The 25,067-nt window shown below is 61.0% G+C and carries 21 protein-coding genes and 1 pseudogene; 7 read left to right on the plus strand and 15 right to left on the minus strand.

Annotated features, from left to right (window positions below; genetic code table 11):
* Genes LCF59_RS05200 through LCF59_RS05210 form a run of 3 tightly spaced genes read right to left on the minus strand, consistent with a single transcriptional unit; the run spans window position 1 to window position 3,304 of the window.
* Window positions 1-1,254 carry an MFS transporter gene (locus LCF59_RS05200; RefSeq protein ID WP_292286292.1) on the minus strand — a complete coding sequence of 418 codons (1,254 nt, stop codon included), beginning with the start codon at window positions 1,252-1,254 and terminating at the stop codon, window positions 1-3.
* Window positions 1,254-2,009 carry a DUF1365 domain-containing protein gene (locus LCF59_RS05205; RefSeq protein ID WP_292286294.1) on the minus strand — a complete coding sequence of 252 codons (756 nt, stop codon included), beginning with the start codon at window positions 2,007-2,009 and terminating at the stop codon, window positions 1,254-1,256. Before LCF59_RS05205 ends, LCF59_RS05200 begins: the two co-directional genes overlap by 1 nt.
* Window positions 2,006-3,304, minus strand: a complete 1,299-nt coding sequence (locus LCF59_RS05210) for an NAD(P)/FAD-dependent oxidoreductase (protein WP_292286296.1) — start codon at window positions 3,302-3,304, stop codon at window positions 2,006-2,008. Before LCF59_RS05210 ends, LCF59_RS05205 begins: the two co-directional genes overlap by 4 nt.
* Before the next feature lie 117 nt (window positions 3,305-3,421).
* Here LCF59_RS05210 and LCF59_RS05215 point away from each other — a divergent pair, with 117 nt between their 5' ends.
* Genes LCF59_RS05215 through LCF59_RS05225 form a run of 3 tightly spaced genes read left to right on the plus strand, consistent with a single transcriptional unit; the run spans window position 3,422 to window position 4,962 of the window.
* Window positions 3,422-4,078 (plus strand): sigma-70 family RNA polymerase sigma factor, encoded by a 657-nt coding sequence (locus LCF59_RS05215; RefSeq protein ID WP_292286298.1) that lies wholly within the window; start codon window positions 3,422-3,424, stop codon window positions 4,076-4,078.
* 8 nt (window positions 4,079-4,086) lie between these two features.
* A complete protein-coding gene (locus tag LCF59_RS05220; RefSeq protein WP_292286300.1) occupies window positions 4,087-4,740 on the plus strand; it encodes a ChrR family anti-sigma-E factor in 654 nt (217 codons plus the stop codon).
* Window positions 4,741-4,755: 15 nt separating this feature from the next.
* On the plus strand, window positions 4,756-4,962 hold the full coding sequence (locus LCF59_RS05225; protein ID WP_292286302.1) for a hypothetical protein: 207 nt from the start codon (window positions 4,756-4,758) through the stop codon (window positions 4,960-4,962).
* A gap of 84 nt (window positions 4,963-5,046) precedes the next feature.
* On the opposite strand, the gene lpdA is transcribed toward LCF59_RS05225, so the two are convergent.
* From lpdA to LCF59_RS05270, 9 genes and pseudogenes are all read right to left on the minus strand, one after another.
* Window positions 5,047-6,834 (minus strand): dihydrolipoyl dehydrogenase, encoded by a 1,788-nt coding sequence (gene lpdA, locus LCF59_RS05230; RefSeq protein ID WP_292286304.1) that lies wholly within the window; start codon window positions 6,832-6,834, stop codon window positions 5,047-5,049.
* A gap of 12 nt (window positions 6,835-6,846) precedes the next feature.
* Window positions 6,847-8,145 (minus strand): annotated as a pseudogene (gene aceF, locus LCF59_RS05235) (dihydrolipoyllysine-residue acetyltransferase); the annotation flags it as partial.
* A 4-nt stretch (window positions 8,146-8,149) separates the two neighbouring features.
* The gene (gene aceE / locus LCF59_RS05240; protein WP_292286306.1) at window positions 8,150-10,810 is read right to left on the minus strand and encodes a pyruvate dehydrogenase (acetyl-transferring), homodimeric type; all 2,661 of its coding nucleotides are present in this window, start codon (window positions 10,808-10,810) and stop codon (window positions 8,150-8,152) included.
* A 395-nt stretch (window positions 10,811-11,205) separates the two neighbouring features.
* The gene (locus LCF59_RS05245; protein ID WP_292286308.1) at window positions 11,206-11,994 is read right to left on the minus strand and encodes an exodeoxyribonuclease III; all 789 of its coding nucleotides are present in this window, start codon (window positions 11,992-11,994) and stop codon (window positions 11,206-11,208) included.
* Between the two features lie 144 nt (window positions 11,995-12,138).
* A complete protein-coding gene (locus LCF59_RS05250; RefSeq protein WP_292286310.1) occupies window positions 12,139-13,044 on the minus strand; it encodes a LysR family transcriptional regulator in 906 nt (301 codons plus the stop codon).
* Window positions 13,045-13,212: 168 nt separating this feature from the next.
* The gene (locus LCF59_RS05255) at window positions 13,213-13,773 is read right to left on the minus strand and encodes a type 1 glutamine amidotransferase domain-containing protein (protein WP_292286312.1); all 561 of its coding nucleotides are present in this window, start codon (window positions 13,771-13,773) and stop codon (window positions 13,213-13,215) included.
* Between the two features lie 87 nt (window positions 13,774-13,860).
* Complete coding sequence (locus LCF59_RS05260; protein ID WP_292286315.1) at window positions 13,861-15,888, minus strand: NADPH-dependent 2,4-dienoyl-CoA reductase; 2,028 nt, start codon at window positions 15,886-15,888, stop codon at window positions 13,861-13,863.
* Between the two features lie 79 nt (window positions 15,889-15,967).
* The gene (locus LCF59_RS05265) at window positions 15,968-17,149 is read right to left on the minus strand and encodes a TIGR03862 family flavoprotein (RefSeq protein WP_292286317.1); all 1,182 of its coding nucleotides are present in this window, start codon (window positions 17,147-17,149) and stop codon (window positions 15,968-15,970) included.
* The gene (locus LCF59_RS05270; protein WP_292286319.1) at window positions 17,146-18,474 is read right to left on the minus strand and encodes a mechanosensitive ion channel domain-containing protein; all 1,329 of its coding nucleotides are present in this window, start codon (window positions 18,472-18,474) and stop codon (window positions 17,146-17,148) included. Before LCF59_RS05270 ends, LCF59_RS05265 begins: the two co-directional genes overlap by 4 nt.
* A gap of 91 nt (window positions 18,475-18,565) precedes the next feature.
* Here LCF59_RS05270 and LCF59_RS05275 point away from each other — a divergent pair, with 91 nt between their 5' ends.
* The gene (locus tag LCF59_RS05275; RefSeq protein ID WP_292286321.1) at window positions 18,566-18,871 is read left to right on the plus strand and encodes an HNH endonuclease; all 306 of its coding nucleotides are present in this window, start codon (window positions 18,566-18,568) and stop codon (window positions 18,869-18,871) included.
* Between the two features lie 167 nt (window positions 18,872-19,038).
* Here LCF59_RS05275 and LCF59_RS05280 read toward each other — a convergent pair whose 3' ends face one another.
* From LCF59_RS05280 to ubiA, 3 genes are read right to left on the minus strand one after another with little or no spacing between them, the layout of a single operon-like run.
* Window positions 19,039-19,365 (minus strand): hypothetical protein, encoded by a 327-nt coding sequence (locus LCF59_RS05280; RefSeq protein ID WP_292286323.1) that lies wholly within the window; start codon window positions 19,363-19,365, stop codon window positions 19,039-19,041.
* Entirely contained in the window at window positions 19,352-21,268 is a 1,917-nt protein-coding gene (locus tag LCF59_RS05285) for an OmpA family protein (RefSeq protein ID WP_292286325.1), read from the minus strand. The genes LCF59_RS05280 and LCF59_RS05285 overlap by 14 nt, the downstream gene beginning before the upstream one ends.
* Before the next feature lie 60 nt (window positions 21,269-21,328).
* The gene (gene ubiA / locus LCF59_RS05290; RefSeq protein WP_292286326.1) at window positions 21,329-22,294 is read right to left on the minus strand and encodes a 4-hydroxybenzoate octaprenyltransferase; all 966 of its coding nucleotides are present in this window, start codon (window positions 22,292-22,294) and stop codon (window positions 21,329-21,331) included.
* A 12-nt stretch (window positions 22,295-22,306) separates the two neighbouring features.
* On the opposite strand from ubiA, the gene LCF59_RS05295 reads away from it, so the two are divergent.
* The 3 genes from LCF59_RS05295 to LCF59_RS05305 all read left to right on the plus strand — a co-directional run bounded on the left by LCF59_RS05295 (window position 22,307) and on the right by LCF59_RS05305 (window position 25,055).
* The gene (locus LCF59_RS05295) at window positions 22,307-23,026 is read left to right on the plus strand and encodes a 16S rRNA (uracil(1498)-N(3))-methyltransferase (RefSeq protein ID WP_292286328.1); all 720 of its coding nucleotides are present in this window, start codon (window positions 22,307-22,309) and stop codon (window positions 23,024-23,026) included.
* 64 nt (window positions 23,027-23,090) lie between these two features.
* Window positions 23,091-23,621 carry a hypothetical protein gene (locus LCF59_RS05300; RefSeq protein WP_292286329.1) on the plus strand — a complete coding sequence of 177 codons (531 nt, stop codon included), beginning with the start codon at window positions 23,091-23,093 and terminating at the stop codon, window positions 23,619-23,621.
* A gap of 63 nt (window positions 23,622-23,684) precedes the next feature.
* On the plus strand, window positions 23,685-25,055 hold the full coding sequence (locus LCF59_RS05305; protein ID WP_292286331.1) for a glutamate--cysteine ligase: 1,371 nt from the start codon (window positions 23,685-23,687) through the stop codon (window positions 25,053-25,055).
* Window positions 25,056-25,067 lie beyond the last annotated feature (12 nt).

A 25,067-nucleotide genomic window follows, 5' to 3' on the forward strand; every position in this document is an offset into this window, starting at 1 on the left:
TCATTCCTTTCCAATCGGTGTTGCGACCAAAAGGCCGATCGCCACCAGTTTCAAAGCACAGGGCACTCCTGCGTAAAGCAACGTCAATGTCGTCAACGCCACGTCGCTGTTGTCCTCCCCGGAGACAAAGCCGCTGGCCTCCAGGATCGGCAAGAGAGCGATCGCGGCGAAGGCCAAGGTGAACTTGGACACGAACCCCCAGAGCGCGAAACCCTCCGAAGCGTTGGGCGCCACCTCTGCCATGCGCCGGGCAAAGACCGCCGGCAGCAGCGTCAGGTCCGCACCAACTGCCGCCCCCGAGGCAAGACAGATCAGCGCGAACCAGATCGTGTCGCCGCGTCCCAGCATCATCGCGAAACTGAACGCCACAATCGCCAGTATCATCGCAGCCAGCAGCGCCGGCTTGGAGCCTGTACGCTCTGCCAAAGCGCCCCACGCCGGCGCAGCGGCGGCCGCGGCGACAAAGAACAAGAGAAGCAGCGGCCCTTCCCACCCCGGGGCATCCAGCCGGCTTTCGACAAAGAACAGGAACAATGTCGAACTGACAGCGACGGGGGCGGCATTCACCAAGGCTATCATCAACAACCGGCGCGAGATCTTGTCGCGCAAAACGATGCCGAACCCGGCAGAGGGCTCGGTTGTCGCGCCTCGCCATTCGTTGTGCATGGCGATACCCGCGACCAGGCAGGCAAGTGCAAACAAAGCGGCGTATGCGTGGAACTCGGGAATGGCCACAGCAAGGAACACCGACGGCATGACAGACGCGACGCAAACACCCAAAAGCGCCCCGGTCTCGCGCCAGCGCGCCACGCGCAGGTGGCCCGACTCTCCTGGCATTGTCTGCGCCTTCTGCACACCGCGGGCGTAGAAATTGATGGTCAGGAAACTGAACGCGGAAAACACCAGTGTCAGCATGACCGCGAACCACAGGATCGGGTCTGTCGGCGGCGTAACAGCGAAAAGCCCAAGCATTGCCGCGGCCATGATCGCAAGGGTGATCGCAACCGCAAGCCCCTGGAATCGCCGGACGGCCACGGCCAGTTTGCCAAGCAGGGGATCTTGCACGACATCGAGAAGGCGCAGCCCGAACAGGACCGATCCAAGCGCGGCCAGGCTCACGCCGTATTCATCGACATAGAATTTCGGTGCATGAATGTAGATCGGCAATCCCGCCGCAGCGAGAACCGCAGCGAACACGGCATAGCCACCAAGATTCTGTCGGGCCTCCGCAAGGTTCTGCTGAACCGACACCATTACTGGCTGACTTCTTCCATCGGCGGTTCGGGGCGTTTGCGATAGCGCGATCCCTTCCACCACAGCTTGAGCGCCTGCCAATGGATCAACGCCAAAACCCGGCGGGATCCGAAGGGACGGCGCAAGAGTGACCGCAGGATGGATCGATTGGTAATCGGCCTGCGCGGCCCTGTCAGCGTCGCGATCAGACCACCGGATCTCCGGGAATAATCGATCCAGATCCCGATCTGGTCATCCCGGATGTCGAACCGGAATTCATACCCGCCTTCAACCGGCTGAAACGGCGAGACGTGGAAAATCTTGGTCGCCTGCAACCTGTCAGTCGGCATGATCGGCGCATCGTGCGGCTTTTTGCAGAGGTAGGAATGCCTGTCGCCAAAGGTATTCGAGACCTCGGCAATTACGGCAACAAGGTTCTCTTTGACGTCGTAAGCCAACCAGAAGGATACCGGATTGAAGACATGACCCAGAACCCGCGGCTGCGCGAGCAGCACCAACCGCGCCGGGGCATGTACCTGATGCGCATCCAGAACCTCACGCGCCCATGCGGCGCCACGCCCGTCACCCGGCGTGCCGCCATGATCGCGGTCCTGAAGGCTGGCGACATTGCCCGTGTTGCGGGAAAAGAGCCACGGCGTTTTCGCCTCGGCCTCGGCGTCCAGCATCACGTAGTCGATGGAATAGCGGAACGCATTTTCTGTCCCACCCTTGCGACCGTGATAGGTGTGGCCAACGATATGATCGACGGCTGTCATTCTGCGGCCACAGCCGCGGCGCTGCGTGCGCGGATCGCCTCGACGACGTCCACCGCGCTGCCAAGACCGTCCTCGTGAAAGCCGTTCTTCATCCACGCCCCACAGAACCATGTCCGGTGCGTCCCGTTCATGTCGCGCACAATTTCCTGGGCGGCCAACGCATCAAGGTCATAGACCGGATGTCGCAGGGTGCATTCATCATAGATCAGCTCATCGCGGATCGGGCGCGTGCTGTTGAGCGTGACAAAATGCGGGTCGGCCTCGGGGATCGGTTGCAGGCTGTTCATCCAGTAGGTCAGGTCAATGGCGTTCATCTCTTTGCTGGCGCTTTCGGTGTAGTTCCAGGACGACCAGCAAATCCGCTTTTTCGGCATGACCGCTGCATCCGCATGCAAGACGACGCGGTTCGGCTGGTACTGGATCGCCTCCAAGGCGCGTTTTTCCAACGGTGTCGCATCAGACAAAAGGCGCAACGTGTCATCGGAATGGGTGGCAAAGACCACCTCGTCGAATTGTTCCCAGTCGCCCCCCTGCGCCTTGATCTCGACACCCTCTATGCTGCGGCGCACAGCGTCAATCGGCGCACCGGATCTGAGTGTCGCGCCACGCGTCCGCAAGGCCGCCTCCAGCCGGCGCACATATTCGACAGAGCCGCCTTGAACCGTGTACCACTGGTGCTGGCCGGTATAGGACAAAAGCGCGTGGTTCTCCATGAACTGCACAAGCGCGTGCGCCGGAAAATCCATCACCTTTTCCGTCGGTGTCGACCAGATCGCACCCGTCAGCGGAAGCAGGTAATAGTTCTGGAACCATGGACCAGTGCCCAGCTGATCCAGAAAATCCCCAAGACCGAGGTTCCGATCGCGGGTCGCATCCAGCGCGCGGCTGTTGAACCGCTTGATGTCCCGCAGCATTCGCAGGAATTTCGGGTTCACCGCGTTCTTTTTCTGCGCGAAAATCGACGCCACGCTTGCCAGCGCGTATTCGATCCGACCGCCATCTAGGCTGGCTCCAAAGCTCATGTTGCTTTTGGTGACAGGCACATCCAACGTCTTGAACAGCCGGGCAAGATGCGGGTAATTGGCATAGTTGAACACGATGAACCCGGTATCAACCGGCTGATCTGCGTTCTTGCCAGCCATGATCGTCCGGGCATGCCCGCCCAATCGCGGCTCTGCTTCGAACAAGGTGACGTTGTGGTCTTCGGACAGCATATACGCTGCTCCCATCCCCGAAATCCCTGCGCCAATGACGGCAATCTTCTTGGGGTCGCTGGCGCGTGCTTCAAATGGCATGGGCGTCTCTCTGGCTCTTGTGTCTAGTTTTGTTTACGCTGGACCGTCGCGACCGGATGACAAAAGAAAAAGAAAACTTCTTTTGATCCAGACCCAAGGCCCTCGCGTACTCTCTTCATGATGTCTACTGCCGTGCTTTCGTCCGACTGCGACCCTGCGCCCGTTGCCAACAGGCGCGAAATAAGGGACCTGTCGCACGAAGCTGGTGACGGAAAGAAGACTTTGACCAACGGAACGCCGAACAGCATCGGGCCTTGGGTGGAAGAACTCGTGGCCATACGGGACCTGCGTGACGAAACCGCGTTTGTGCGTGTGTTTGAACATTTCGGACCGCGCGTAAAGGCGTTTTTGATGAAGGCAGGAATGGATTCGGCCTTGGCCGAGGAATGCGCGCAAGAAGCGCTCGTGACCGTATGGAACAAATCGCATCTCTACGATGCATCGCGGGCAAGTCCATCGACCTGGATTTTCACGATCGCCCGGAACAAGAAAATCGACGTGCTGCGAAAACAAAAACGGCCTGAACCCGAAGACCTGGTCTGGGGGCCCCAAGCGGAGCCCGAGCAGGAAGACATTATCGGGTTGCAACAGGAGAGCGAGCACCTGGGACGCGCCTTGCGCGACCTGCCATCCAAACAACGGGACCTAATTGAAAAAGCCTATTTCGGGGAACTGTCGCACAGCGAAATCGCGGAACAGACAGGTTTGCCTCTTGGCACGATCAAATCCCGCATCAGATTAGCGCTGGAACGACTGCGCCACCAAATGAAGTGATGATTGCCATGACCATTAAACACCATCTGCCTGACGAGTTGCTTATGGCCTATTCGGCAGGCGAACTATCCGAAGCCGTCAATCTTATCTTGGCAACGCATATTTCGCTGTGTGATGACTGTCGTGCCGCTCTCGCCGGGTATGATGCCGTAGGAGGGGCTGTTCTGGACAGATGCGACAGCGTGCCAATGTCGGCGAGCAGCTTGAACTCGGTGCTTGAATTGATCCACGCACAGGACAGCACAGCGCAAGAAAAAGAATTCCGCGTCCCTGCCAGCGACAGGACACTGCCGGAACCGCTTGCCGCTTATGTCGGGGGCGACTTGGATAGCGTGCACTGGCGGCCGGTCGGCATGGGCGTGAAACAAGCGATCCTGCCCACATCCTCGGATGCAACCGCGCGATTGCTTTATATTCCCGCGGGCACCGCGATCCCGGATCACAGCCACAGCGGGTTGGAACTGACACTGGTTCTTCAGGGCGCGTTTCAGGATGACGATGGTTATTTTGGCCGTGGTGATATCGAGGTGGCAAGCGAGAACCTGCACCATACGCCCGTGGCGGATATCTCGGAGGATTGCATCTGCCTTGCCGTGACCGATGCACCGCTGAAATTCAAAGGCTGGATGCCCCGGATGGCTCAGCCATTCCTCGGGATATAAGCAGCAGCGCCCGGAATGCAGGCGAAATCGATCCTGATCCTTGGTCTGCTTCTATTGGGTATGGCAGGCATTTGCGGTCTAGCAGAGGCAATCTTCTTCGGCGGGTCGGTTAATGAGGCGGGCGTCGTTCAGCAAAGCCTTTTGCTGCCGCTGGCCTTTATCTTCGCAGCGATGGCGATCACGGCTTTTGTCTTCGCACTTCTGCGCGTCTTTCTGAAGTAAAGACCCGAACAGGCTTCCTTGCGACCGAAATACCTCGGCAGAGGCGTCGGGGGCCAAGCCCCCATCCCCTTGGTTTTCATCCGCTCATGATGCCTTTTTCTTCTTCGGTGGCATCAGGTCCGTGATCGTTCCCTCGAACATCTCGGCAGCGAAATTCACGGTTTCCGACAAGGTCGGGTGCGGGTGGATCGTGTGACCAAGATCGACCGCATCTGCGCCCATCTCGATGGCCAGCGCCACTTCGGAGATCAGATCGCCCGCGTTGGTGCCAACGATGCAACCACCGATCACGCGGTCATCCGCCGGATCGAACAGGAGCTTCGTGATCCCCTCGTTCCGCGCGTTGGACAAGGACCGGCCCGAGGCCGCCCAAGGGAAGACACCTTTTTCATAGCTGATGCCGTTCGCCTTGGCCTCGGTTTCGGTCAGACCGCACCAGGCAACTTCCGGATCGGTATAGGCAACCGACGGGATCAGCGCGGCGTCGAAGAACCGCTTCTCACCGGCACAGACCTCGGCCGCGACCTTTCCTTCATGTACCGCCTTATGCGCCAGCATCGGCTGGCCCACCACGTCACCGATGGCGAAAATATGCTCCACACCGGTGCGCTGCTGGTTGTCCACCGCAATAAAGCCGCGCTCGTCCACCGCGACACCGGCCTTCTCGGCGTCGATCAGCTTGCCGTTCGGCTTGCGTCCGACAGCGACCAGCACCTTGTCGAAGGTATCGCTGAAGCTCTCGCCTTTCTCATCCTCGAATGTCACCTTGAGACCGGTCTTCTGCGCCTCGACATTCGTGACCTTGGTCTTGAGAAAGATGTTCTCGTATCGCCCATCGATGCGTTTGTGCAGCGGTTTGACGATATCCTTGTCAGCCCCCGGCATCAGCTGATCCATGAATTCCACGACCGTGATCTTGGAACCCAGAGCATCGTACACGCAGGCCATTTCCAGCCCGATGATGCCACCGCCAAGAACAAGCATCCGCTTCGGGATATCCTTCAAGGCCAAAGCACCGGTGCTGTCGATCACCCGCTCATCATTATGCGGGATAAAGGGCAGGTTCACCGGCTCGGACCCGGCCGCAATGATGCATTGGTCAAAGCTCACGTTGGTTTTGCCATCATCGCCGACAACTTCGATCATGTTCGGCCCGGTGAAGGTGCCATAGCCCTGCGCGACCTTGACCTTGCGGCCCTTGGCCAGCCCCCCCAGACCGCCAGTCAACTGGCCGATCACGTCATCCTTGAATTTGCGGAGCTCATCGAGATCGATTTTGGGTTTGCCGAAGCTCACGCCATGCGCGTTCATGTCTTCGGCCTCGGTGATCACCTTGGCCACATGCAAGAGCGCCTTGGACGGGATACAGCCAACATTGAGGCAGACACCCCCCAGATCGGGATACTTTTCGATCAGGACAACGCTCTTGCCCAGGTCGGCCGCCCGGAACGCGGCGGAATAGCCGCCGGGACCAGACCCCAGGACGACGACCTCTGCGTGGACATCGCCTTTGCCCGATGCGTTGCCGGTCGCCTGCACCGCTTGCGGCGCGTCATCCTGTGGCGGCGACCCGCGGCCGCCATATCCGCCCTTGACCTCGCCGCCCTGCCCCGTTGCATCCTTCGCCGGTGCATCATTGGCGTCAGCGCCTTCGAAGACCATGATGACGTCGCCTTCGGAAACAGTGTCACCTTCCTTGACCTTGATCTCGGTGATCTTTCCGGCCGAGGGGGATGGCACTTCCATCGTCGCCTTGTCCGATTCCAGCTCGATCAGGGGGTCTTCTTCGCTGACCGTGTCGCCGACGCTGACCAGGACGGTCACGACGGGAATGTCGGTGAAATCCCCGATATCGGGTACTTTAACATCCATCGGTTCGCTCCCTTACCACATCAACTTGCGCATATCGCCCAAGAGCGTCTTGAGCGTCACGCAGAAGCGCGCGGCCAAGGCACCATCGACGGCACGGTGATCATAGGACAGGCTCAACGGCTGCATCAGCCGTGGCTCGAACTCCTCGCCATTCCAGACCGGCGCCATCTTGGACCGGGTGAGACCCAGGATCGCCACCTCGGGCGCGTTCACGATCGGGGTAAAGCTGGTGCCGCCGATGCCCCCCAGCGACGAAATGGTAAAGGTCGCGCCCTGCATGTCCTTGGATTTCAGCTCGCCATCGCGTGCCGCCTTGGACAGGGTCATCAGCTCTTTCGAGATATCGACGAGCCCCTTGCGGTCCGCGTCCTTGATCACGGGCACCATCAGGCCGTTCGGCGTGTCCGCAGCAAAGCCGATGTTGTAGAAATCCTTCTTGATCAGCTTGTCACCATCGGGGTGGATCGACGAATTGAACTCCCAATGCTGCTTCAGTGCAGAGACCGAAGCCTTGATGACGAACGAAAGAAGCGTCACGCGATAGCCGTCTTCCTTGGCCATCGTGTCCATTTCCTTGCGGTATTTATCAAGCTCGGTGATGTCCGCCTCGTCGTTATGCGTGACATGCGGAATGTTGAGCCAGGAGCGGTGAAGCGCAGGACCGGACAGTTTCTTGATCCGGCTCATCTCCACGTCTTCGGTCGGGCCAAACTTTGAAAAATCCACCGCCGGGATCGGCGGGATACCCATGCCGCCTTGCGCGGCACCACCAGAGGCCGCCGCCGGAACGGTCTGCGCCTTGAGCGCCTTTTCCACGTCCTCGCGCAGGATACGGCCCTTGCGACCCGAGCCGTTGACCTTTGTCAGGTCCACCTCGACCCGGCGGGCGTAAGCGCGGACAGAGGGCGAGGCGTGAACCTTGCCAAACCCGGCATCCGTTTTGGCGGGCTTGGGCTGTGCAGAGGCCGTGTCAGCCTGTTTCGAAGGTGCGCTGTCTTGGGTTTTCGCCGGCTCGGACTTGGGTTCGGATTTGGGTTCTTCCTTTGGCGCATCATCGGATTCTTCCCCGTCCAGAACGAGTATCAACGATCCTTCGGACACGGAGTCGCCTTCGGAAACCTTGATCTCTTTCACGACACCAGCCGCCGAGCTGGGCACTTCCATCGTCGCCTTGTCGGACTCCAATTCAACGATCGGATCCTCCTCGGCAATCGTGTCGCCCACGCTCACCAGGATGCTGACAATCGGCACATCGGTGAAATCGCCGATATCCGGCACTTTTACATCAATAGTCATGTTCTTTTTCTCCTCCCGCTTACACCAGACGCGGGTTCGGCTTTTCGCCGTCGATGTCGTATTTCTTCAAAGCAGCCTTGAGGTCTTTGTCGGTCACCGCGCCCTCGCGGTAGAGGTCGACCATCGCGGCGGCGGCAATGTGGTTCGCGTCAACCTCGAAGAAGCGCCGCAGGTTCAGGCGGCTATCGGAGCGGCCAAAGCCATCGGTCCCCAGCACCGTGAACCGCCCCGGCACAAAGCCCCGGATCTGTTCGGCGTAATTCTTGATATAATCGGTCGCCGCGATCACCGGCCCCTTGGCGCCGTCAAGCAGTTGCGTGACATAAGGCACCTTTTCTTCGCCCAGCGGGTTCAGACGGTTGTGGCGCAGACAGTCCTGCCCCTCGCGCGCCAGTTCGTTGAGCGAGGTGGCGGACCAGATATCCGAGGTGACGCCGAAATCCTCCTTCAGCATCTCGGACGCCTTGATCGCCTGCACCAGGATCGTGCCCGACCCCATCAGGTTCACATGCTTCTTGCCGGGCCGCGCGGTTTTACGCATCCGGTAAAGGCCCTTGATGATACCCTCTTCGGACCCCATCGGCATTTCGGGATGCTGATAATTCTCGTTCATCAGGGTCAGGTAGAAATACACATCCTCCTGATCGACGAACATGCGCTGCAATCCATGCCGCACAATCACGGCGACCTCGTAACTGAAGGTCGGATCGTAGGTGATGCAGTTCGGAATGGTGCTGGCGAGCACATGACTGTGCCCATCCTCGTGCTGCAATCCTTCGCCGTTCAGCGTGGTCCGGCCAGCGGTTCCACCCAGCATGAAGCCGCGCGCGCGGCTGTCGCCGGCGGCCCAGGCCAGATCGCCGATCCGCTGGAAACCGAACATCGAATAGTAGATGTAGAACGGGATCATCGGCACGCCGTGATTGGAATAGGATGTCGCCGCCGCGATCCAATCCGCCATTGCGCCCGCTTCGTTGATGCCTTCCTGAAGCACCTGGCCGCTTTTGGATTCCTTGTAATACATCATCTGATCGCGGTCTTCGGGCGTATAGCTCTGCCCGAGGGGGTTATAGATCCCCACTGACCGGAAAAGACCCTCCATCCCGAAGGTCCGGCTTTCATCCGGCACGATCGGAACCACGTTCTGGCCGATCTGCTTGTCCCGCAACAGAGTCGTCAGGATGCGCACAAAGGCCATGGTGGTCGAAATCTCGCGATCCCCGGTGCTTTCGAGCTGCCCCTTGAATTTGTCAAGCGACGGGATCTCCAGCTTCGGCGTATCGCGCCATTCGCGCTTGGGGAACGCGCCGCCCAATTCCTTGCGCCGATCGGACATGTACGCCTTCTGCGCATTGTTCAGGCTGACAAAGGGAATGTCCTTTTCCAGCTCTTTGTCGGTCACCGGGATCCGGAAGCGATCCCGCATCGCCTTGAGCTGGTCAAGCTGCATCTTCTTTTGCTGGTGGGTCGTGTTCTGGCCTTCGCCAGCCGTGCCCATGCCGTAGCCTTTGACGGTCTTGACCAGCAAGCAGGTCGGCTGGCCCTCCGCCTGTGTTGCCCGCAAAAACGCATTGTAGACCTTCTTGGGATCATGGCCGCCGCGCCGCAGCGCCCAGATCTGATCGTCGGTCCAATCCTCGACCAGAGCCGCCGTTTCCGGATACTTTCCAAAGAAATGTTCGCGGATATAGGCGCCATCCTTTGATTTGAAGGTCTGGTAATCGCCGTCGATGGTCTCATCCATCAACTGGCGCAGCTTGCCGCTGGCATCCTTTTCCAGCAATTCGTCCCAGCCACGCCCCCAGAGCAGTTTGATCACATCCCAGCCTGCGCCACGGAACCCGCCTTCGAGTTCCTGGACAATCTTGGAGTTGCCGCGCACCGGCCCGTCCAGACGTTGCAGGTTGCAATTGACGACAAAAATCAAGTTGTCCAGCCCCTCGCGCGCCGCAAGGCTGATCGCGCCAAGGCTTTCCGGCTCGTCCATCTCGCCATCACCAAGGAAACACCAGATCTTGCGATCACCCGCGTCGATGAGGCCCCGGTTGTGCATGTATTTCATGAACCGCGCCTGGTAGATCGCCATGAGCGGCCCCAGACCCATCGAAACGGTCGGGAACTGCCAGTAATCCGGCATGAGCCATGGGTGCGGATAGGATGACAGACCGCCGCCATCGACTTCGGAGCGGAACGCCTCGAGCTGTTCGGTGCTGATCCGGCCTTCCATGAAGGACCGCGCGTAAATGCCCGGAATCACGTGGCCCTGGAAAAACACAAGGTCGCCCCCATGGATCGCCGATTTGGACCGCCAGAAATGGTTGAGGCCGATATCGTAAAGCGCCGCAGACGACGCGAACGACGCGATATGCCCGCCGTACTCGCTGCTTTCCTTGTTCCGCTTGACGACTGTCGCCATCGCGTTCCAGCGATTGATCGTCCGGATGCGCCACTCCATCTCGGTATCGCCCGGCATGTCGACTTCGTCGTCGGGATCAATCGTGTTCTGGTAAGGTGTCGTGGCCGAAAACGGTAATCTCGCACCGTGCGCGCGGGCTTGCTGCACCGCTTTGTCCAGCAGGAAATGCGCGCGATCCGCGCCGTCCCGCAGAATGACGTCCTCTACGGCGTCTTTCCATTCCTGGGACTCGACCGTGTCGATATCGTTCGGGGTGTCTTTCATATGCCCTCTTCCCTTGGCCAGACCATTCAGGCCTTTAGTTTACACCTGAACCAATTCCATGGAACAATTGGTCTGTTCGTTTCAACGCGGATTTACCATGCAGGGTCCCCTTAAGGCAGGCGTCCCCGGGCATAGCGTCCATGCATCCGGCGCATATCGTTATAATTCAACATTAAACAAAATATCCTCCCATAAACATCACAGCTCACAGTACGCATTGCGTGTCACGGCCTGCAGGCCTTGACACCAAAGCTCCTTTTTGCACCGCACAGCGTATCGCTTGTGCGATTCATCCCTTTCCGACCCATAGTAAGCGACACAGACCCAGTGTCCTGCAAGCCCCCATTGCCGAAAACCGCGCCAATGAAGCGACCCGCGTGAGAGGCGTGTCAGGATTACAGATCAAAACTGGCAAAGACCGGCGCATGATCACTTGGCTTTTCCCAGCCGCGCACATTGCGCAGAACCCGGCTGGAATGGCCCGCATTGGAGATATCCGACGTCGCCCAGACATGGTCCAGCCGCCGCCCCTTGTCCGCAGCATCCCAATCCTTGGCGCGGTAGCTCCACCAGGAGTAAAGCTGTCCTTCGGGGATATCCTGTCGGGTGATGTCCACCCAGGCACCGGCCTCCTGCGTGTCTGCAAGATGCGCCACCTCGATGGGCGTGTGGCTCACCACCTTGAGTAATTTCTTGTGGGACCACACGTCGTCCTCGCGCGGGGCAATGTTCAAATCTCCGACGAGGATCGATTTTTCGGGCCGCGCGGTCCGGAACCAGTCGCGCATATCGGTCAGGTAATCGAGCTTCTGGCCAAACTTCTCGTTCACCGTGCGGTCAGCGACATCGCCGCCCGCCGGAACGTAGAAATTGTGAATCGTTACACCATTTTCCAGTTGCCCGGCCACGTGGCGTGCATGGCCAAGGCTTGCAAAGTCCTGATCGCCCACGTCCGCGATCGGCAGCTTGGACAGGATCGCGACACCATTGTATCCTTTTTGCCCCCGCGCAACAATGTGGCCATAGCCAAGCGCGCGGAACTGATCCATCGGGATCTTGTCGACCGGGCTTTTGCACTCCTGCAAGCACAGCACATCCGGTGCCTCTTCGGTCAAGAGCCGCGCAACAAGCCCTTCGCGCAATCGCACCGAATTGATGTTCCAGGTGGCAAGGGTGAAGGGCATCGGGCATCTCCGGCAATCTCGGCGTCGCCCGACATTGCCTGTGCCAGCCTCATGTCGCAACCCGGAAACCACGACGAAAAAACGCCCCGGACCTTGGCACCCGGGGCGTCAGTTGTGCCTGCAGACAGACAAGGGAAGTTGTTCCTACCAGTCCTTCGGACCTTTCTCGGCGAATTGATGCACAAGAAAATCAATGAACGCTCGAACCTTCGGCTGTGTGAACCGGCCCGGCGGGTAGACCGCATAGATGCCCTGCGTGTCGATGGGCAGATCGGGCATGGCATCCTCGACCAGCCCCTGTTCCATCGCATCCGCATAAAGAAAGGACGGCAAATATGCGATTCCCAGACCCGCCACGCAGGCGTTGAGCAGCGACTGACCGTCATTCACCGACAGCCAGCCCGCCGTGCGCACCTGGCGCTTTTCGCCGGACGGGGCCGTCACTTTCCAGACATTGCCGCTCGACTGGTTGGAATAATGCAAGAGCTTGTGTTCGTTCAGATCATCGATCCGTCGCGGCCGGCCGTATTTCTCGAAATAGGCGGGAGAGGCGATCATTCGTTTCGTTGTCTCGGTCAGCTTGCGGGCGCGCAGGGTACTGTCCTCCAACTCACCGATCCGCACCGCCATGTCGAACCCTTCCGAGATCAACTCCACGTATCGGTTGTTCAAGACCATGTTCACCGTGATGTCCGAGAAATCCGCGAGGAACTCGCCCAGCACCGGCGACAAATGGTTCACACCGAAATCTGTCGCAACACTGATCCGCAACAACCCCGAAGGCGCCGATTGCATGGACGTGACAAGCGCATCCGCTTCTCCCGCATCGTTGAGCACACGTCGCGCCCGGTCGTAATAGGCCAGCCCGATTTCCGTCGGGCTGACGCGCCGCGTCGTCCGGTTCAATAGTCGCGCGCCAAGACGCGCCTCAAGGCTTGAAACATGCTTGGAGACAGCAGATTTTGAAATGCCCATCTTTTTGGCCGCGTCGGTGAATCCACCCTGGTCCACAACCGTGGCAAAGGCCTCCATTTCGGTAAGACGGTCCATACGTATCCCTCGTGTTCATTGCCACGGGTATGGCGACCAAATCTGGCGCGACTTTGACGAGGAGCCGACAATATCTGGGTTTTCTTGGACAGTGTCACGAAGACGGAAACAACCATCGACACGAAAAGCCGGGCGCATTGGCCCGGCTTTCAAGGTTTTGCAATCGAGTCACGCAGCCTTGCGCTGGTGGGTGCCTTCCTCGATTTCCTCCACGATCTTGCCGACGAACGCCTTGAGGTCGTCCGGCTTGCGGCTGGTCACGATCCCCTGGTCGGCAACGACCTCTGCATCTTTCCAGGCCGCACCGGCGTTTGTCACATCGGTCTTGATCGAATGATAGGAGGTGGCATCGCGCCCCTTGAGGATGCCCGCTTCCAGCAGAACCCATGGCGCATGGCACACGGCGGCGAGTGTCTTGCCTTGATCGTGAAAGGCTTTCACCAGTTCCAGAACGTCTTCATCGACGCGCAGCAGGTCGGGGTTGATCTGACCGCCGGGGATGACAAGCGCATCGTAATCATCCGCGTTTACCTCGGAGATCCTGGTATCGGCCTCGGCCTCGCGGCCCCAGTCGCTGCCTTCCCAGCCCTTGATGGACTTGCCGTCCAGAGTTGCCACATGCAGCGTGGCTCCTTTCGCCCGCAGTTGGTCGCGGGGGAATTCAAGCTCGGACTGTTCAAAGCCATGGGTCGAAATGAGTAGGATTTTCGCGTCATTGATTGCCGGCATGATTGGCCTCCTGATGAGATGAATGTCCAAGCCGGGCGTCCTGCCCCGCCATCTGTTCGGCCAACGCATCAACTGAAACGCCGTTCCCTAAAGCATCGCCGCCAACCGGGTGCCTTGGTCGATGGCCCGTTTCGCATCCAATTCCGCCGCCACATCCGCACCGCCAATCACATGGCAGGCAATGCCTTTCGCCTCGAGCGCATCCGCCAATGACCGCTCGGGCACTTGGCCGGCACAAAGAACGACCGTGTCGCATTCCATGAGCTCGGGGCGCTCTCGGGTCTCACCATGGGAAATATGCAGCCCCTGCGCGTCGATCCGTTCATAATTCACGCCGGACTTCATCTGGACGTCTTTCATTTTCAGGCTCATCCGGTGAATCCAGCCGGTTGTCTTGCCCAAACGCCTGCCGGGTTTTTCCGACTTGCGCTGGAGCAGCGCCACCTGCCGCACAGGCGGCTCGGGCTGCGCGCCCTCTGGATCCAGCCCCGACCGCGCCTCTGCCGGATCGGTGACACCCCACTCGCGCATCCAGTCCGGCAGGCTTTCTGTCGGGCTTTCGCGGTCGTGTACAAGGTATTCCGACACGTCGAACCCGATTCCCCCGGCCCCGATCACGGCTACACGTCTGCCCACCTCGGCCTTGCCGCGCAGCACATCGACATAGCCCACCACGTTCGGCCCCTCCTGACCGGGGATCTGCGGATCGCGCGGCAGAACGCCGGTGGCGATGATCACCTCGTCGAAATCTACAAGATCCTCGGCCGACACATACGTGCCCAGCACAACCGACACGCCGGTTTCGGCCAACATCGTCTGGTACCACTCAACAAAGCCCCGGAACTCTTCCTTTCCAGGAATCTGCTTGGCCATGTTCAACTGACCGCCAATCGCGTCCTCCTTGTCGAACACCGTCACCTGATGGCCACGCTGCGCCGCCGTGATCGCCGCCGACAGCCCCGCCGGTCCCGCTCCGACAATAGCCACGGTCTTGGGTGTGTCCGCGAGCGCAATCACCAGCTCGGTTTCGTGGCAGGCTTTTGGATTCACCAGGCAGGAACTGATCTTCATCTGGAACGTGTGATCCAGACACGCCTGATTGCAGGCGATGCAGGGCGCGATCTGTGCCGCCTTGCCCGTTGCCGCCTTCGCAACGAAATCCGGATCGGACAGAAACGGTCGCGCCATGCTGACCATGTCGGCGCACCCGTTGGCCAGCACCTGCTCGGCCACGTCGGGCGTGTTGATCCGGTTCGACGTGATCACCGGAATGCCCACCTTGCCCATCAGCTTTTTCGTCACCCAAGCAAAGGCCGCGCGCGGCACGCTGGTGGCGATCGTCGGGATGCGCGCTTCGTGCCAGCCGATACCGGTGTTGAGAATCGTCGCCCCGGCCTGTTCAATCGCCTGCGCCAATTGCACGACTTCGTCATGCGTTGACCCGTTGGGCACCAGGTCGATCATCGACAGCCGGTAGATCAAGATGAACTGAGGTCCCACCGCCGCGCGCACGCGGCGCACCACTTCGATGGGCAGGCGCATCCGGTTCTCGTACGATCCACCCCAGCGATCCGTACGTTTGTTGGTATGCGTGACAAGGAACTGGTTGAGGAAATACCCCTCCGACCCCATCACCTCGACCCCGTCGTAACCAGCCTCTTGCGCGCGTTCCGCAGCCGTTACGATGTCCGAGATCTGCTTTTCGATCCCGGCGGCGTCCAGCTCGGTTGGCCGAAAGGGGGAGATCGGGGATTTGATCGGCGAGGGAGCAACGCATTCCTTGCCATAGGCATAACGCCCGGCATGCAGGATCTGCATCGCGATCTTGCCGCCAGCGTCATGCACCCGGTCCGTCACCATCCGGTGATTGGCGATGTCCTGATCGGTGAACAGCCCCGATGCGCCGGGAAACACGCCGCCTTCGCGGTTGGGGGCCATTCCGCCCGTCACAATCAGGCCGACCCCCCCGCGGGCACGGGTTGCATAGAACTCGGCAACCCGGTTCCAGTCGCCGGTCTCTTCCAGATTGGTGTGCATCGACCCCATCAGCACGCGGTTCTTCAGCGTCGTGAACCCGAGGTCGAGCGGTGCCAGCATGTGCGGATAGTCGGTCATGGCGGAACTCCTCTGATAGGGTCACCTGACACGCGCGAAGTTGACGTGTCACGCCCCAACGTCACGTCACGGATTTACATTACGGGCGGTCGTAGTCCGCTGCGTGTCGCCCGGCCCAAAGGCCTGTCGCGAAACAGGCGGTGAGCAGATACCCCCCGGTCGGTGCATCCCAGTCAAGCATTTCACCTGCACAGAAAGTGCCGGGACGGTCGCGCAACATCAACGTGTCGTCAAGCGCATCGAAAGACAGACCACCGGCCGTGCTGATCGCTTCGTCCAGGGGCCGCAATCCTGCGTGCGGCAGAGGCAGCGCCTTGAGCCATTGCGCAAGCTCGCCGAATGCCACCGGCTTGCCCTTGGTCACTTCGTTCCAGAGCGCAATTTTGATCGGCGGCAGGCGCAGCGTATTGCGCAGGATCTTCGCCATGCCTTTCCTGGCTGTATCGGGCAGTTTGGCTGTCACCTCCTCGATTGACAGGTCGGGCAGCAAATCAACCGTCAGCGTTGCCCCCTCGGTGCGCAGCGCCGCGGCCAGCGTATAAATTCCGCCCCCCTCCAGACCATTGGCCGACAGGACCGCTTCCCCGCGCGACACCAGGTCCCCCGCGCGCCATGCCACGGATTTGATCGGCTGACCGAAATGCGGAGTCATGTGTTCGGTCCAGTTGACGCGCAGCCCCACGTTCGATGGCGCAAACGGGGTCACGCCGATCCCGTGTCCCGCGAAACGCGCGGCCCATTGGCCATCCGACCCAAGCCGCGCCCAGCTTGCCCCGCCCAGCGCAAACACCGTGACGCGCGGCGTCAGCACCCGGGGGCCTTCGGGCGTGTCGAAATGGTGGGCGTTGCGGTCCCAATCCAGCCAGCGCCACCGCGTGTGACGTTCCAGCCCCAAGGCGTCCAAGCGATCGAGCCACGCCCGCAAAAGCGGCGACGCTTTCATCGCGTGCGGGAAAAGCCGCCCGGTTGATCCGGCGAAGGTCGCCTGCCCCAGACCTTCCGTCCAGGCGCGCACCTCTTCGGGGCCGAAAGCCTTGAGGCAGGCGCGCATCGTCGGAGACAGACCTTTGCCGTATGATGCGAGGAACGGGCCAAGCGCCTGCATCCTTGTCAGGTTCAGGCCGGACTTTCCCGCCATCAAGAACTTGCGCCCGAGCGATGGCTTTGCTTCGACCAGCGTCACGGTGCGTCCTGCCGTCAAAAGCGCCTCTGCCGCCATCAGCCCCGCCGGGCCACCGCCGATCACAAGCGCGTCTGTCATTCCGCTGCGGGGGCATTGCGCATTTCGATGACGCGATGCGGATAGGGGATTTCGATCTTGTGCTCCTTGAGCGCGTTCCAGATCAGGAACAGCACGTCCGAGGCATATCGGTTCTTCCCGTCATCGATGCCGTTGACCCAGAACTCGACCCCGAAGTCGATGCCGCTGTCGCCAAAACCGCGCAACTCCACGTCGGGTGGCTCGGGCGCGTCCAGCACACCGGGATGTTTCGCAACAGCCGCCGCGATGATGTCGGGCACAAGGTTGATGTCGGTGTCATAGCTGACCGAGAAATCCACTTCGATCCGGTTGGCGCTGCCCTGGTCGGAATAGTTGATGACCCGCGTGGTGATGAAATCCTCGTTCGGAACAACGATCCAACGACCGTCAAAGGTTTCGAGGATCATCGCGCGGGCAGTTGTCTTGACGATGGTCCCCGCCTCGCCGTTGTCGAGTTCGACGAAATCCCCGACGGTCGCCTGTCCTTCGAGCAGCAGGATCACCCCCGAGATGTAGTTCGACGCGATCTTCTGCAGCCCGAACCCCAGGCCGACACCAATCGCACCGCCGAGAACAGCAAGCGAGGTTAGCGGCACGCCCATGATGTTCATCAGGAGCAGAAACGCGATACCGAAGATCAAAAGCTCCGCCGCTTTTGCAGCAAGCTGCCGTGTCGCGGGCCGCATCTCTTGCTGGCGATTGATGTAGGAGGCCGACTGGTCGTTCGACCACCGCCCGGCCCAGAACAGGATCGCACCCGCAATCAACCCGCGCAACAGCGCCATGACCGAGAACGAGATGTTGCCCAAGGACACTGTCGTCGCGCTCAGCTTTTCGGTCAAGAGATCCAGAAGCCCGACAGCGTGCAGCGCCATCGCCGGCAAGAGCACGTAGCGGCCCAGCAGCTTGAGGAACGGATCGGTCACGATATCGCGCACGAGAACCCGCGCGGCAAGAAACAGGAACAAGCGTTTGCCAAATGCGATCACCGTGCCGGTCTCAAACACCGACCGCACCACCTGTTCCCCGATCGCGGCCAGCGCATAGGCGATCAAAGGCATCAACAGAGGCACAACCCTAAGTGCGAACCGGCGAATCGCGGCGAGGACACTTGTGCTGCCCTCAAGCGGGGTCAGAAGCCGCGCCAGGGCCGGGCGCAGCTTGCGCGCGATGGTCAACGCCGCAAGATAGGCCACGACAAGAATCGCGAATTGCGACCAGGCCGCCGGGGACAGAAGCCAGGTCAGTGCGATCTCATAGCCTTGAAGCGCAAATCCAGCCGCCTTTTGCACGACCGGAGGCTGTGCCGACAAATCCCATTGCATGACCGACCCCTTGAATCATTACCATACTGTCGCAGCTAAATGCCCTGAGCCATGCCTTTGCACAAGCCTCTCGCATCGGAGACCTGCCCCTGTGACAAACCCCGACCCGATCTGTCCGCTATGTTTGCGCCCGATCCCGCAGGGTGTGCGGCAAAGCCATCACCACCTGATACCCAAGCTCAAGGGCGGCAAAGGCGGCGAGACGATCCTCGTGCATCACATTTGCCATCAAGAGGTCCACGCCACCCTGACAGAATCGGAACTGGCCCGCGACTATAACACCCCCGGGGCGCTGCGCACGCATCCAAGACTGGCCACGTTTTTCCGTTGGGTCTCCAAACGCCCGCCGGACTTTCACAGCCGCAGCACCGGAGGTCGGCGCAAACGCAAAAGATAGGTCCATCTTGGCTCTATTGGGTCGCAGGCGCACGCTCCGGACCGGACCCGTCATGGAATGACGCGAAGCCTGGGCGTCGGCCCAAGGGAAAGCCTGACCGGGACGAGATCGGGACCGTTCGGGACCTCTACGCGGGTTTCGATCAGGAATTCACAGGCGCGGTGGGCCTAGCCGACATTCATCCTGTCCAACTGCGCGCGCATCTGTTCGGCATCCTGGCGTGCGTCACGCAGACCTTCCATCGCGGCCGACAGCTCTGCTTCTGTCTGGGCTAGCTGGTTCGTCAGCTCTGCCTCGCGCTGCTGCAGGTAGGTGATCGCCTGGTCGCGGGTTTCCTCGGCCTCGTGCAGTTCCTGGCTCATCCGTTCAAGCTGATCCATGTCGGCCTGGCTGACCCGTGTGAACCGATGCACCAGCCAATTGGCGAACCACCCAAGGCAGAACGCGACAAAAAGAATGATCGCGGTTGTGATGACAAACTCAGTCCTGTTCATCGCTGGACCCCTCTGCGTCTTCGCCGTTCTCTGTTTCATCTGTTGACGCGGATTGTTCAACGCTTTCCAGCGTGGTTTCCGTCTCTTCGACAGGTTCGGGGCGGCGCAACTTGAATTCGATCCGCCGGTTGGCTTCGCGGCCCGCTTCGGTGTCGTTGCTGGCGATGGGCTGTTCCTCGCCATAGCCGATCACTTCATAGCTTGCGGTAAGCACCCGCCGCTGCCGCAACGCGTTCACAACGGCCTGCGCGCGCTCCTGGCTCAATTGCTGGTTCATCGATTCGCGACCCTGGCTGTCGGTGTGCCCGGCAATGACCAGGGGGATATCCCCGCAAAGCTGCAAGAGCTCGGCAATTTCGTCCATGATGTCCCGCGTGGCAAGGTCGAGCGTCGCGGATCCCGGTTCGAAGGTGATCTTTCGATCGCCGATTATCTCGACGATCATTGCTTCGCATTCCTCCGGCGTGGGGATGCCAAGAGCCGGGTCCAGTTTCTCCTGGTAGGTCACGGCGATTTCGAAGTCCTCGCTCTCACCCAGCTTGTCCGCCAGCAGCCCGGAGATTTCGGAGCCGGCATCCTGATTGCCCGTATTGCCGGTCACCGACAGCGCGTCTTCCGTGACAATGACCGCCCCGTTCGAGAGCTGCGAAAGCGCCTCGATCCCTGCGAGAACACGGTTCGACCAATCAGCGGGCAGGGTGTCGTCCACCCGCGCGGTCGTGCGCACGGCGGTCGATCCGAAAGCCGCGCGGGCAAAGCTGTCTGCCGTCTGCCGTGCGATCGTGCTGTTGATCCGTCCGCGCAGCTGGACATTGCCTTCGGGGCTGCGCGTGGCAGTGAACTCCGCGATCTCTTCGGGCGCGTCCGATGGCGGCTCGGGCAAGGTTGCCTCAAGCACGAACACCTCGGGCAGGTCGTTTTCCAACTCGCCGACAACGCGGTCGAACACCGCCTGTTCGGTTCCTTGCAGCGCGAAAAGTGCCACATCTGCATCCGCAAACGTGATCGTCCCGCCCCCCATTTCAGAGATCGCTTCGATCCCCAACGCTGCCGCGTCGCTCCACTGGCTGGTGGGCGCGCCAAGTCCAAGACGGCACTGCACCTTGTCCTCCAGACCCGCGTCGGCAGCGGCGGAAAAAATCTGTGCCCGGGCGTCCTTGGTCGGGGCCGTGCAGGCATCGAACCGGGCACCTTCAGCATCGCTGATAAAGCGCAGCGTGTACGGCGAGATCACCGGGCGCGGCGCAGTGAGTTCCAGCGCAAGGCGCACGTCATCGCCTGCGCGGCGGGCCAGATCGGCCTCGACCTTGCGGCGCGTGTCCTCGTTCGCAACCGCGCCTTTCACGGTCACGCTCCCGGCCTCGATAGAGATCTTGGAACGGTCCAGAACCTCCAGGATCGACACCGCGTAATCCAGCGCGTCGTCCCAGCCTTCGGGCACCGGGTAATCCGCCACTTCAAGGAAATCGGACAGGGGCGTATCCGGCACGGCGCGGGCGATGTCTTGCATCAGTTGTTCGCGATTGGTCGCGGTTGGCAACAGTCCGATCAGCGAGACCCCGGCGTCATTGCGCAAAAGCTCGATCGAAAACCGCGGCGGCGCAATCTTGTTGGTGTCGTAAATATCGATCTGGTCGATGACCCGCGCCGTGTCCACCACGCGGCCCGCCGCACTCAGCGCCTGAAAGCGGGCTGCCTCGTTCGGGGCGGTGCCGATCAGAAAGACATGCAGCCCGTCGGTATCCACATCCGCCCAGATCAACGCATCACGATCCAGTTCGGTGCGCACGTCCTTGGCCGAGATTTCCTCGATTGCCCCTGCGGCAACCCATGCCACGCCAAGGCTAAAAACCGCGGCAGCGGCAAACGCGGAGATCAGAATAAAAAGAGAAGACAGGCGCATCAGCGTTCCACGTCAGTCGAAGTTGTTCAAGGCGATACGCCCCAGCGCCCGCAAGTGCAATCACACGAGGACCGATGCGGCAAAAAACAGCGCGGCCAGCAAACCGGCATCCCGATTGGACCGGAACAGCGCCAAAAGCCGGTCATGGTCTTCCAGTTTCAACCGTCGCAACTGCCACATCATGTGCCAGCCCATCGCCCAGGGACCGCCCAGCGCCAGCACCAGCGACAGGATCTCGCCCTGCGGCGCGGCAAGAAGAATCGCGACACCCATCAGCGCGACCGCGAGCACCAGGAACCCGTTCAAATATTTCGGCGTGTCCTCGGCGAACAGCCGCGCTGTCGACTTCACCCCGATCAGCGCGTCATCTTCCTTGTCCTGATGCGCGTAGATCGTGTCGTAGAACAGCGTCCATGCCATCCCGGCAAGATAGAGGAATACGGCCGGCCAACCCAGCGCGCCGGTATGTGCCGTCCACGCCAGCAAAGCGCCCCAATTGAACGCGATGCCAAGAAAGATCTGCGGCCACCAGGTGAACCGCTTGGCAAACGGGTAGATCGCCACCGGAACAAGCGCGACAATCCCCAGCACGATCGCCTGCACCGGAAAGGTCAAAAGGATACAGAACGCCACCAGCGACTGGACCACCGCCCAGACCAGCGCCTGCCGCGCGGTCACCTGGCCCGACGGGATCGGTCGCGACGCGGTGCGCGCCACCGATCCGTCGATGTCGCGATCGGTGATGTCGTTCCAAGTACAGCCCGCACCCCGCATCAGAAACGCGCCGATGCCGCACCCCAGAATGATCCACGCATCAAACGGCCGCGCGTGACCAGTGTGGAACATCGCCAGCAGCACACCCCAGACGCAGGGCAGATAGAGCAACCACGTACCAATCGGCCGGTCCGCCCGGCTCAGCCGAAGATAGGGTCGCGTCCACGCCGGGGCGCGCCTGTCGACCCAATTCCCCTTCACGGCATCGGCGACAGCGCCGTTCCGGTCTGGTGTTGTCTGCGGGCCGCGCATATGTGTTGCTCCATGAGTGCGAAGGTCAGACTTTTTGTAGAGCAGCCCCTCGGTCCGGCACAACCCGTCGCGCTGACGCGGGAGCAGGCGCACTATCTCTTTGGCGTCATGCGGCTTGGCCCAGGCGCGCAGGTCGCGCTGTTCAACGGCGAAGACGGCGAATGGCAGTCCGACGTGGTCGAGGCCGGAAAACGCAAGGGTGTTCTTGTGTGCCGGCAGCAATCGCAACAGCAATCCCGGCCCCCGGACCTCTGGCTGCTCTTCGCGCCGATAAAGAAAGCGCGCACGGATTTCATCGTTGAGAAAGCCACCGAGATGGGCGCACGCCGCATCATCCCGGTCCAGACCGACTTCACCAATTCCGAACGTGTCCGGCAGGACCGCCTGCACGCACACGCCAAGGAGGCGGCGGAACAATGCGGCGGCACTTTCGTGCCGGAGGTGGCCGACCTGACCAAGCTGGACGCACTGCTTGCGGGCTGGGACAGCCAGCGTCGCATTGCCTTTTGCGATGAAACACTGGCGGGTGCGTCCGGCCCGCTACCCGATACACCCGGTCCGTGGGCTATCCTGATCGGACCGGAGGGCGGGTTCTCCGACGCCGAACGCCGACGCCTGCACGCCATGGACGCCGCCTTTGCGATCAGCCTCGGTCCGCGGATCCTGCGCGCCGACACCGCCGCGGTCGCCGCGCTCACCCTCTGGCAATCAACGCTCGGAGACTGGAGATGAGCCATTTTCGATCGACCGAAAATCCCACATCCTTGGAAGGATGTGGCCCCCGGGGGAACCCGTGATGAGCTTTATCCGGCCCGATGTCCAAGACGCCTTGAAACGCTGGCGCGAGGCGCTGATCGGTGGGGCGGTCATGCTGGTGGGTCTGTACTGGGTGTTCGGTGTCAGCCCGGGCTTGCTCACCTATATCGGATATCTTGCGCTCTTTCTCGGGGCTGCGCTGTTTTTTGCCGGGCTGCAACGGGGCCGCGCCCGCATCGGCGGCGGCGGACCCGGTGTCGTGCAAATCGTTGAGCGGCGCATCGGCTATTTCGGCCCGCTCGACGGCGGCATGGTCGATCTGGAGGCCATTACCTCCATCCGGCTCGACCCGACACAGCATCCACGCCACTGGATCATCGCGCAGGACACCGGACCGGCCCTTCACATCCCAGTGAACGCCGAAGGCGCCGACATGCTCTTTGACACCTTCGCAAGCCTTCCGGGTCTCAGCCCCGGTCGCATCACCGCCACTTTGAATGATGACGGCACGGCGCCAATTGTGCTGTGGCGCAGATCAGACCTTGAGAAACGCATCGCGCGCCTGCATTGACACCCTGCGAAATCCGGCCCAAGGCTGGCCGAATTGATACTCGAGGCCGAGCGGAGGCACGCCATGTCCATCCCCCAAACCGGCGGCGGGCCGATCGAACATCCCGATCAGCTCGCGCAATATCTTGCCGAGGGCTGCAAGCCCAAGCAAGACTGGCGCATCGGTACCGAACACGAGAAATTCGGCTTCTGCAAGGATACGCTGCGCCCCCTGCCCTTCGAGGGGGACCGCTCGATCCTCGCCGTACTCAAGGGCTTGCGCGATGGTCACGGATGGGCACCGGTGATGGAAGGCGACCATCTGATCGGCCTTGAAAAGGACGGGGCGAATATCTCGCTCGAACCGGGGGGTCAGCTGGAACTCTCGGGCGCGCCGCTCGAAACCATTCACCAGACCTGTGACGAGGTGAACGATCACCTGCGCGACGTGAAGTCGATCTCCGACAAGATCGGTGTCGGCTTCATCGGCCTCGGCGCCGCCCCGATCTGGACCCATGACGAGATGCCGCTCATGCCCAAGGGCCGCTACAAGCTGATGGACGGCTACATGAAGAAAGTCGGCACCGCCGGCACCACCATGATGCGCCGCACCTGTACAGTTCAGGTAAACCTCGACTTTTCATCCGAGCCGGACATGGTGCAGAAAATGCGCGTCGCCCTGGCCCTGCAACCCGTGGCCAACGCGCTCTTTGCGACGTCGCCGTTCTTCGAGGGCAAGCTGAACGGCCACAAAAGCTGGCGGGGCCGGGTATGGCGGCATCTGGATGACGCGCGCACCGGCATGTTGCCCTTCGTCTTCGACGAGGGATTCGGCTTCGAAGCCTGGGTGCAATACGCGCTCGATGTGCCGATGTATTTCGTCTACCGCGACGGTGTGTACCACGATGCGCTGGGGCAGTCCTTTCGCGACTTTCTAAAGGGCGAACTGCCCGCCCTGCCGGGCGAAATGCCCACCCTGTCGGATTGGGCGGATCACCTGACCACGATCTTCCCCGAAGCCCGGCTCAAGAAATTCATCGAGATGCGCGGAGCCGATGGTGGCCCTTGGCGGCGACTCTGCGCCCTGCCGGCGTTCTGGGTCGGGCTGACCTATGACCAGACGGCGCTCGACGCGGCGTGGGACCTGGCGAAAGGCTGGGATGCCGAGACCCGCGAAGGCTTGCGCGTTGCCGCCTCCGTCGACGGGCTCCAGGCCAGGGTGAACGGTATCGACATGCGCGAGCTGGCCCAGGAGACGCTCAGGATTTCCGAAGCCGGCCTGGCAAACCGGGCTTATCCCGGAGCAGGCGGGCTCGTACCGGATGAGACCCATTTCCTCAACGCCTTGAAGGAAAGCGTGGAGACCGGAGAGACGCTGGCCGACGAACTGATCGACCGGTACAAGGGCGACTGGAACGGCGACCTGAGCCGCATCTATCGCGAATACAGCTACTGACCGGGCGCCCAA

The sequence above is a fragment of the Marivita sp. genome (assembly GCF_020055675.1).
Lineage (GTDB): Bacteria > Pseudomonadota > Alphaproteobacteria > Rhodobacterales > Rhodobacteraceae > Marivita.

What these genes read in the sequence shown, in the direction of transcription:
- LCF59_RS05225 (WP_292286302.1), top strand. Translation starts at nt 4,756, where the DNA reads ATGCAGGCGAAATCGATCCTGATCCTTGGTCTGCTTCTATTGGGTATG.
- LCF59_RS05285 (WP_292286325.1), bottom strand. Translation starts at nt 21,268, where the DNA reads ATGCGCCTGTCTTCTCTTTTTATTCTGATCTCCGCGTTTGCCGCTGCC.
- LCF59_RS05280 (WP_292286323.1), bottom strand. Translation starts at nt 19,365, where the DNA reads ATGAACAGGACTGAGTTTGTCATCACAACCGCGATCATTCTTTTTGTC.
- LCF59_RS05265 (WP_292286317.1), bottom strand. Translation starts at nt 17,149, where the DNA reads ATGACAGACGCGCTTGTGATCGGCGGTGGCCCGGCGGGGCTGATGGCG.
- LCF59_RS05245 (WP_292286308.1), bottom strand. Translation starts at nt 11,994, where the DNA reads ATGCCCTTCACCCTTGCCACCTGGAACATCAATTCGGTGCGATTGCGC.
- LCF59_RS05250 (WP_292286310.1), bottom strand. Translation starts at nt 13,044, where the DNA reads ATGGACCGTCTTACCGAAATGGAGGCCTTTGCCACGGTTGTGGACCAG.
- LCF59_RS05260 (WP_292286315.1), bottom strand. Translation starts at nt 15,888, where the DNA reads ATGACCGACTATCCGCACATGCTGGCACCGCTCGACCTCGGGTTCACG.
- aceE (WP_292286306.1), bottom strand. Translation starts at nt 10,810, where the DNA reads ATGAAAGACACCCCGAACGATATCGACACGGTCGAGTCCCAGGAATGG.
- LCF59_RS05305 (WP_292286331.1), top strand. Translation starts at nt 23,685, where the DNA reads ATGTCCATCCCCCAAACCGGCGGCGGGCCGATCGAACATCCCGATCAG.
- LCF59_RS05295 (WP_292286328.1), top strand. Translation starts at nt 22,307, where the DNA reads ATGAGTGCGAAGGTCAGACTTTTTGTAGAGCAGCCCCTCGGTCCGGCA.
- LCF59_RS05255 (WP_292286312.1), bottom strand. Translation starts at nt 13,773, where the DNA reads ATGCCGGCAATCAATGACGCGAAAATCCTACTCATTTCGACCCATGGC.
- LCF59_RS05220 (WP_292286300.1), top strand. Translation starts at nt 4,087, where the DNA reads ATGACCATTAAACACCATCTGCCTGACGAGTTGCTTATGGCCTATTCG.
- lpdA (WP_292286304.1), bottom strand. Translation starts at nt 6,834, where the DNA reads ATGGATGTTAAAGTACCCGATATCGGGGATTTCACCGACATTCCCGTC.
- LCF59_RS05205 (WP_292286294.1), bottom strand. Translation starts at nt 2,009, where the DNA reads ATGACAGCCGTCGATCATATCGTTGGCCACACCTATCACGGTCGCAAG.
- LCF59_RS05270 (WP_292286319.1), bottom strand. Translation starts at nt 18,474, where the DNA reads ATGCAATGGGATTTGTCGGCACAGCCTCCGGTCGTGCAAAAGGCGGCT.
- LCF59_RS05210 (WP_292286296.1), bottom strand. Translation starts at nt 3,304, where the DNA reads ATGCCATTTGAAGCACGCGCCAGCGACCCCAAGAAGATTGCCGTCATT.
- LCF59_RS05200 (WP_292286292.1), bottom strand. Translation starts at nt 1,254, where the DNA reads ATGGTGTCGGTTCAGCAGAACCTTGCGGAGGCCCGACAGAATCTTGGT.
- LCF59_RS05215 (WP_292286298.1), top strand. Translation starts at nt 3,422, where the DNA reads ATGATGTCTACTGCCGTGCTTTCGTCCGACTGCGACCCTGCGCCCGTT.
- LCF59_RS05300 (WP_292286329.1), top strand. Translation starts at nt 23,091, where the DNA reads ATGAGCTTTATCCGGCCCGATGTCCAAGACGCCTTGAAACGCTGGCGC.
- ubiA (WP_292286326.1), bottom strand. Translation starts at nt 22,294, where the DNA reads ATGCGCGGCCCGCAGACAACACCAGACCGGAACGGCGCTGTCGCCGAT.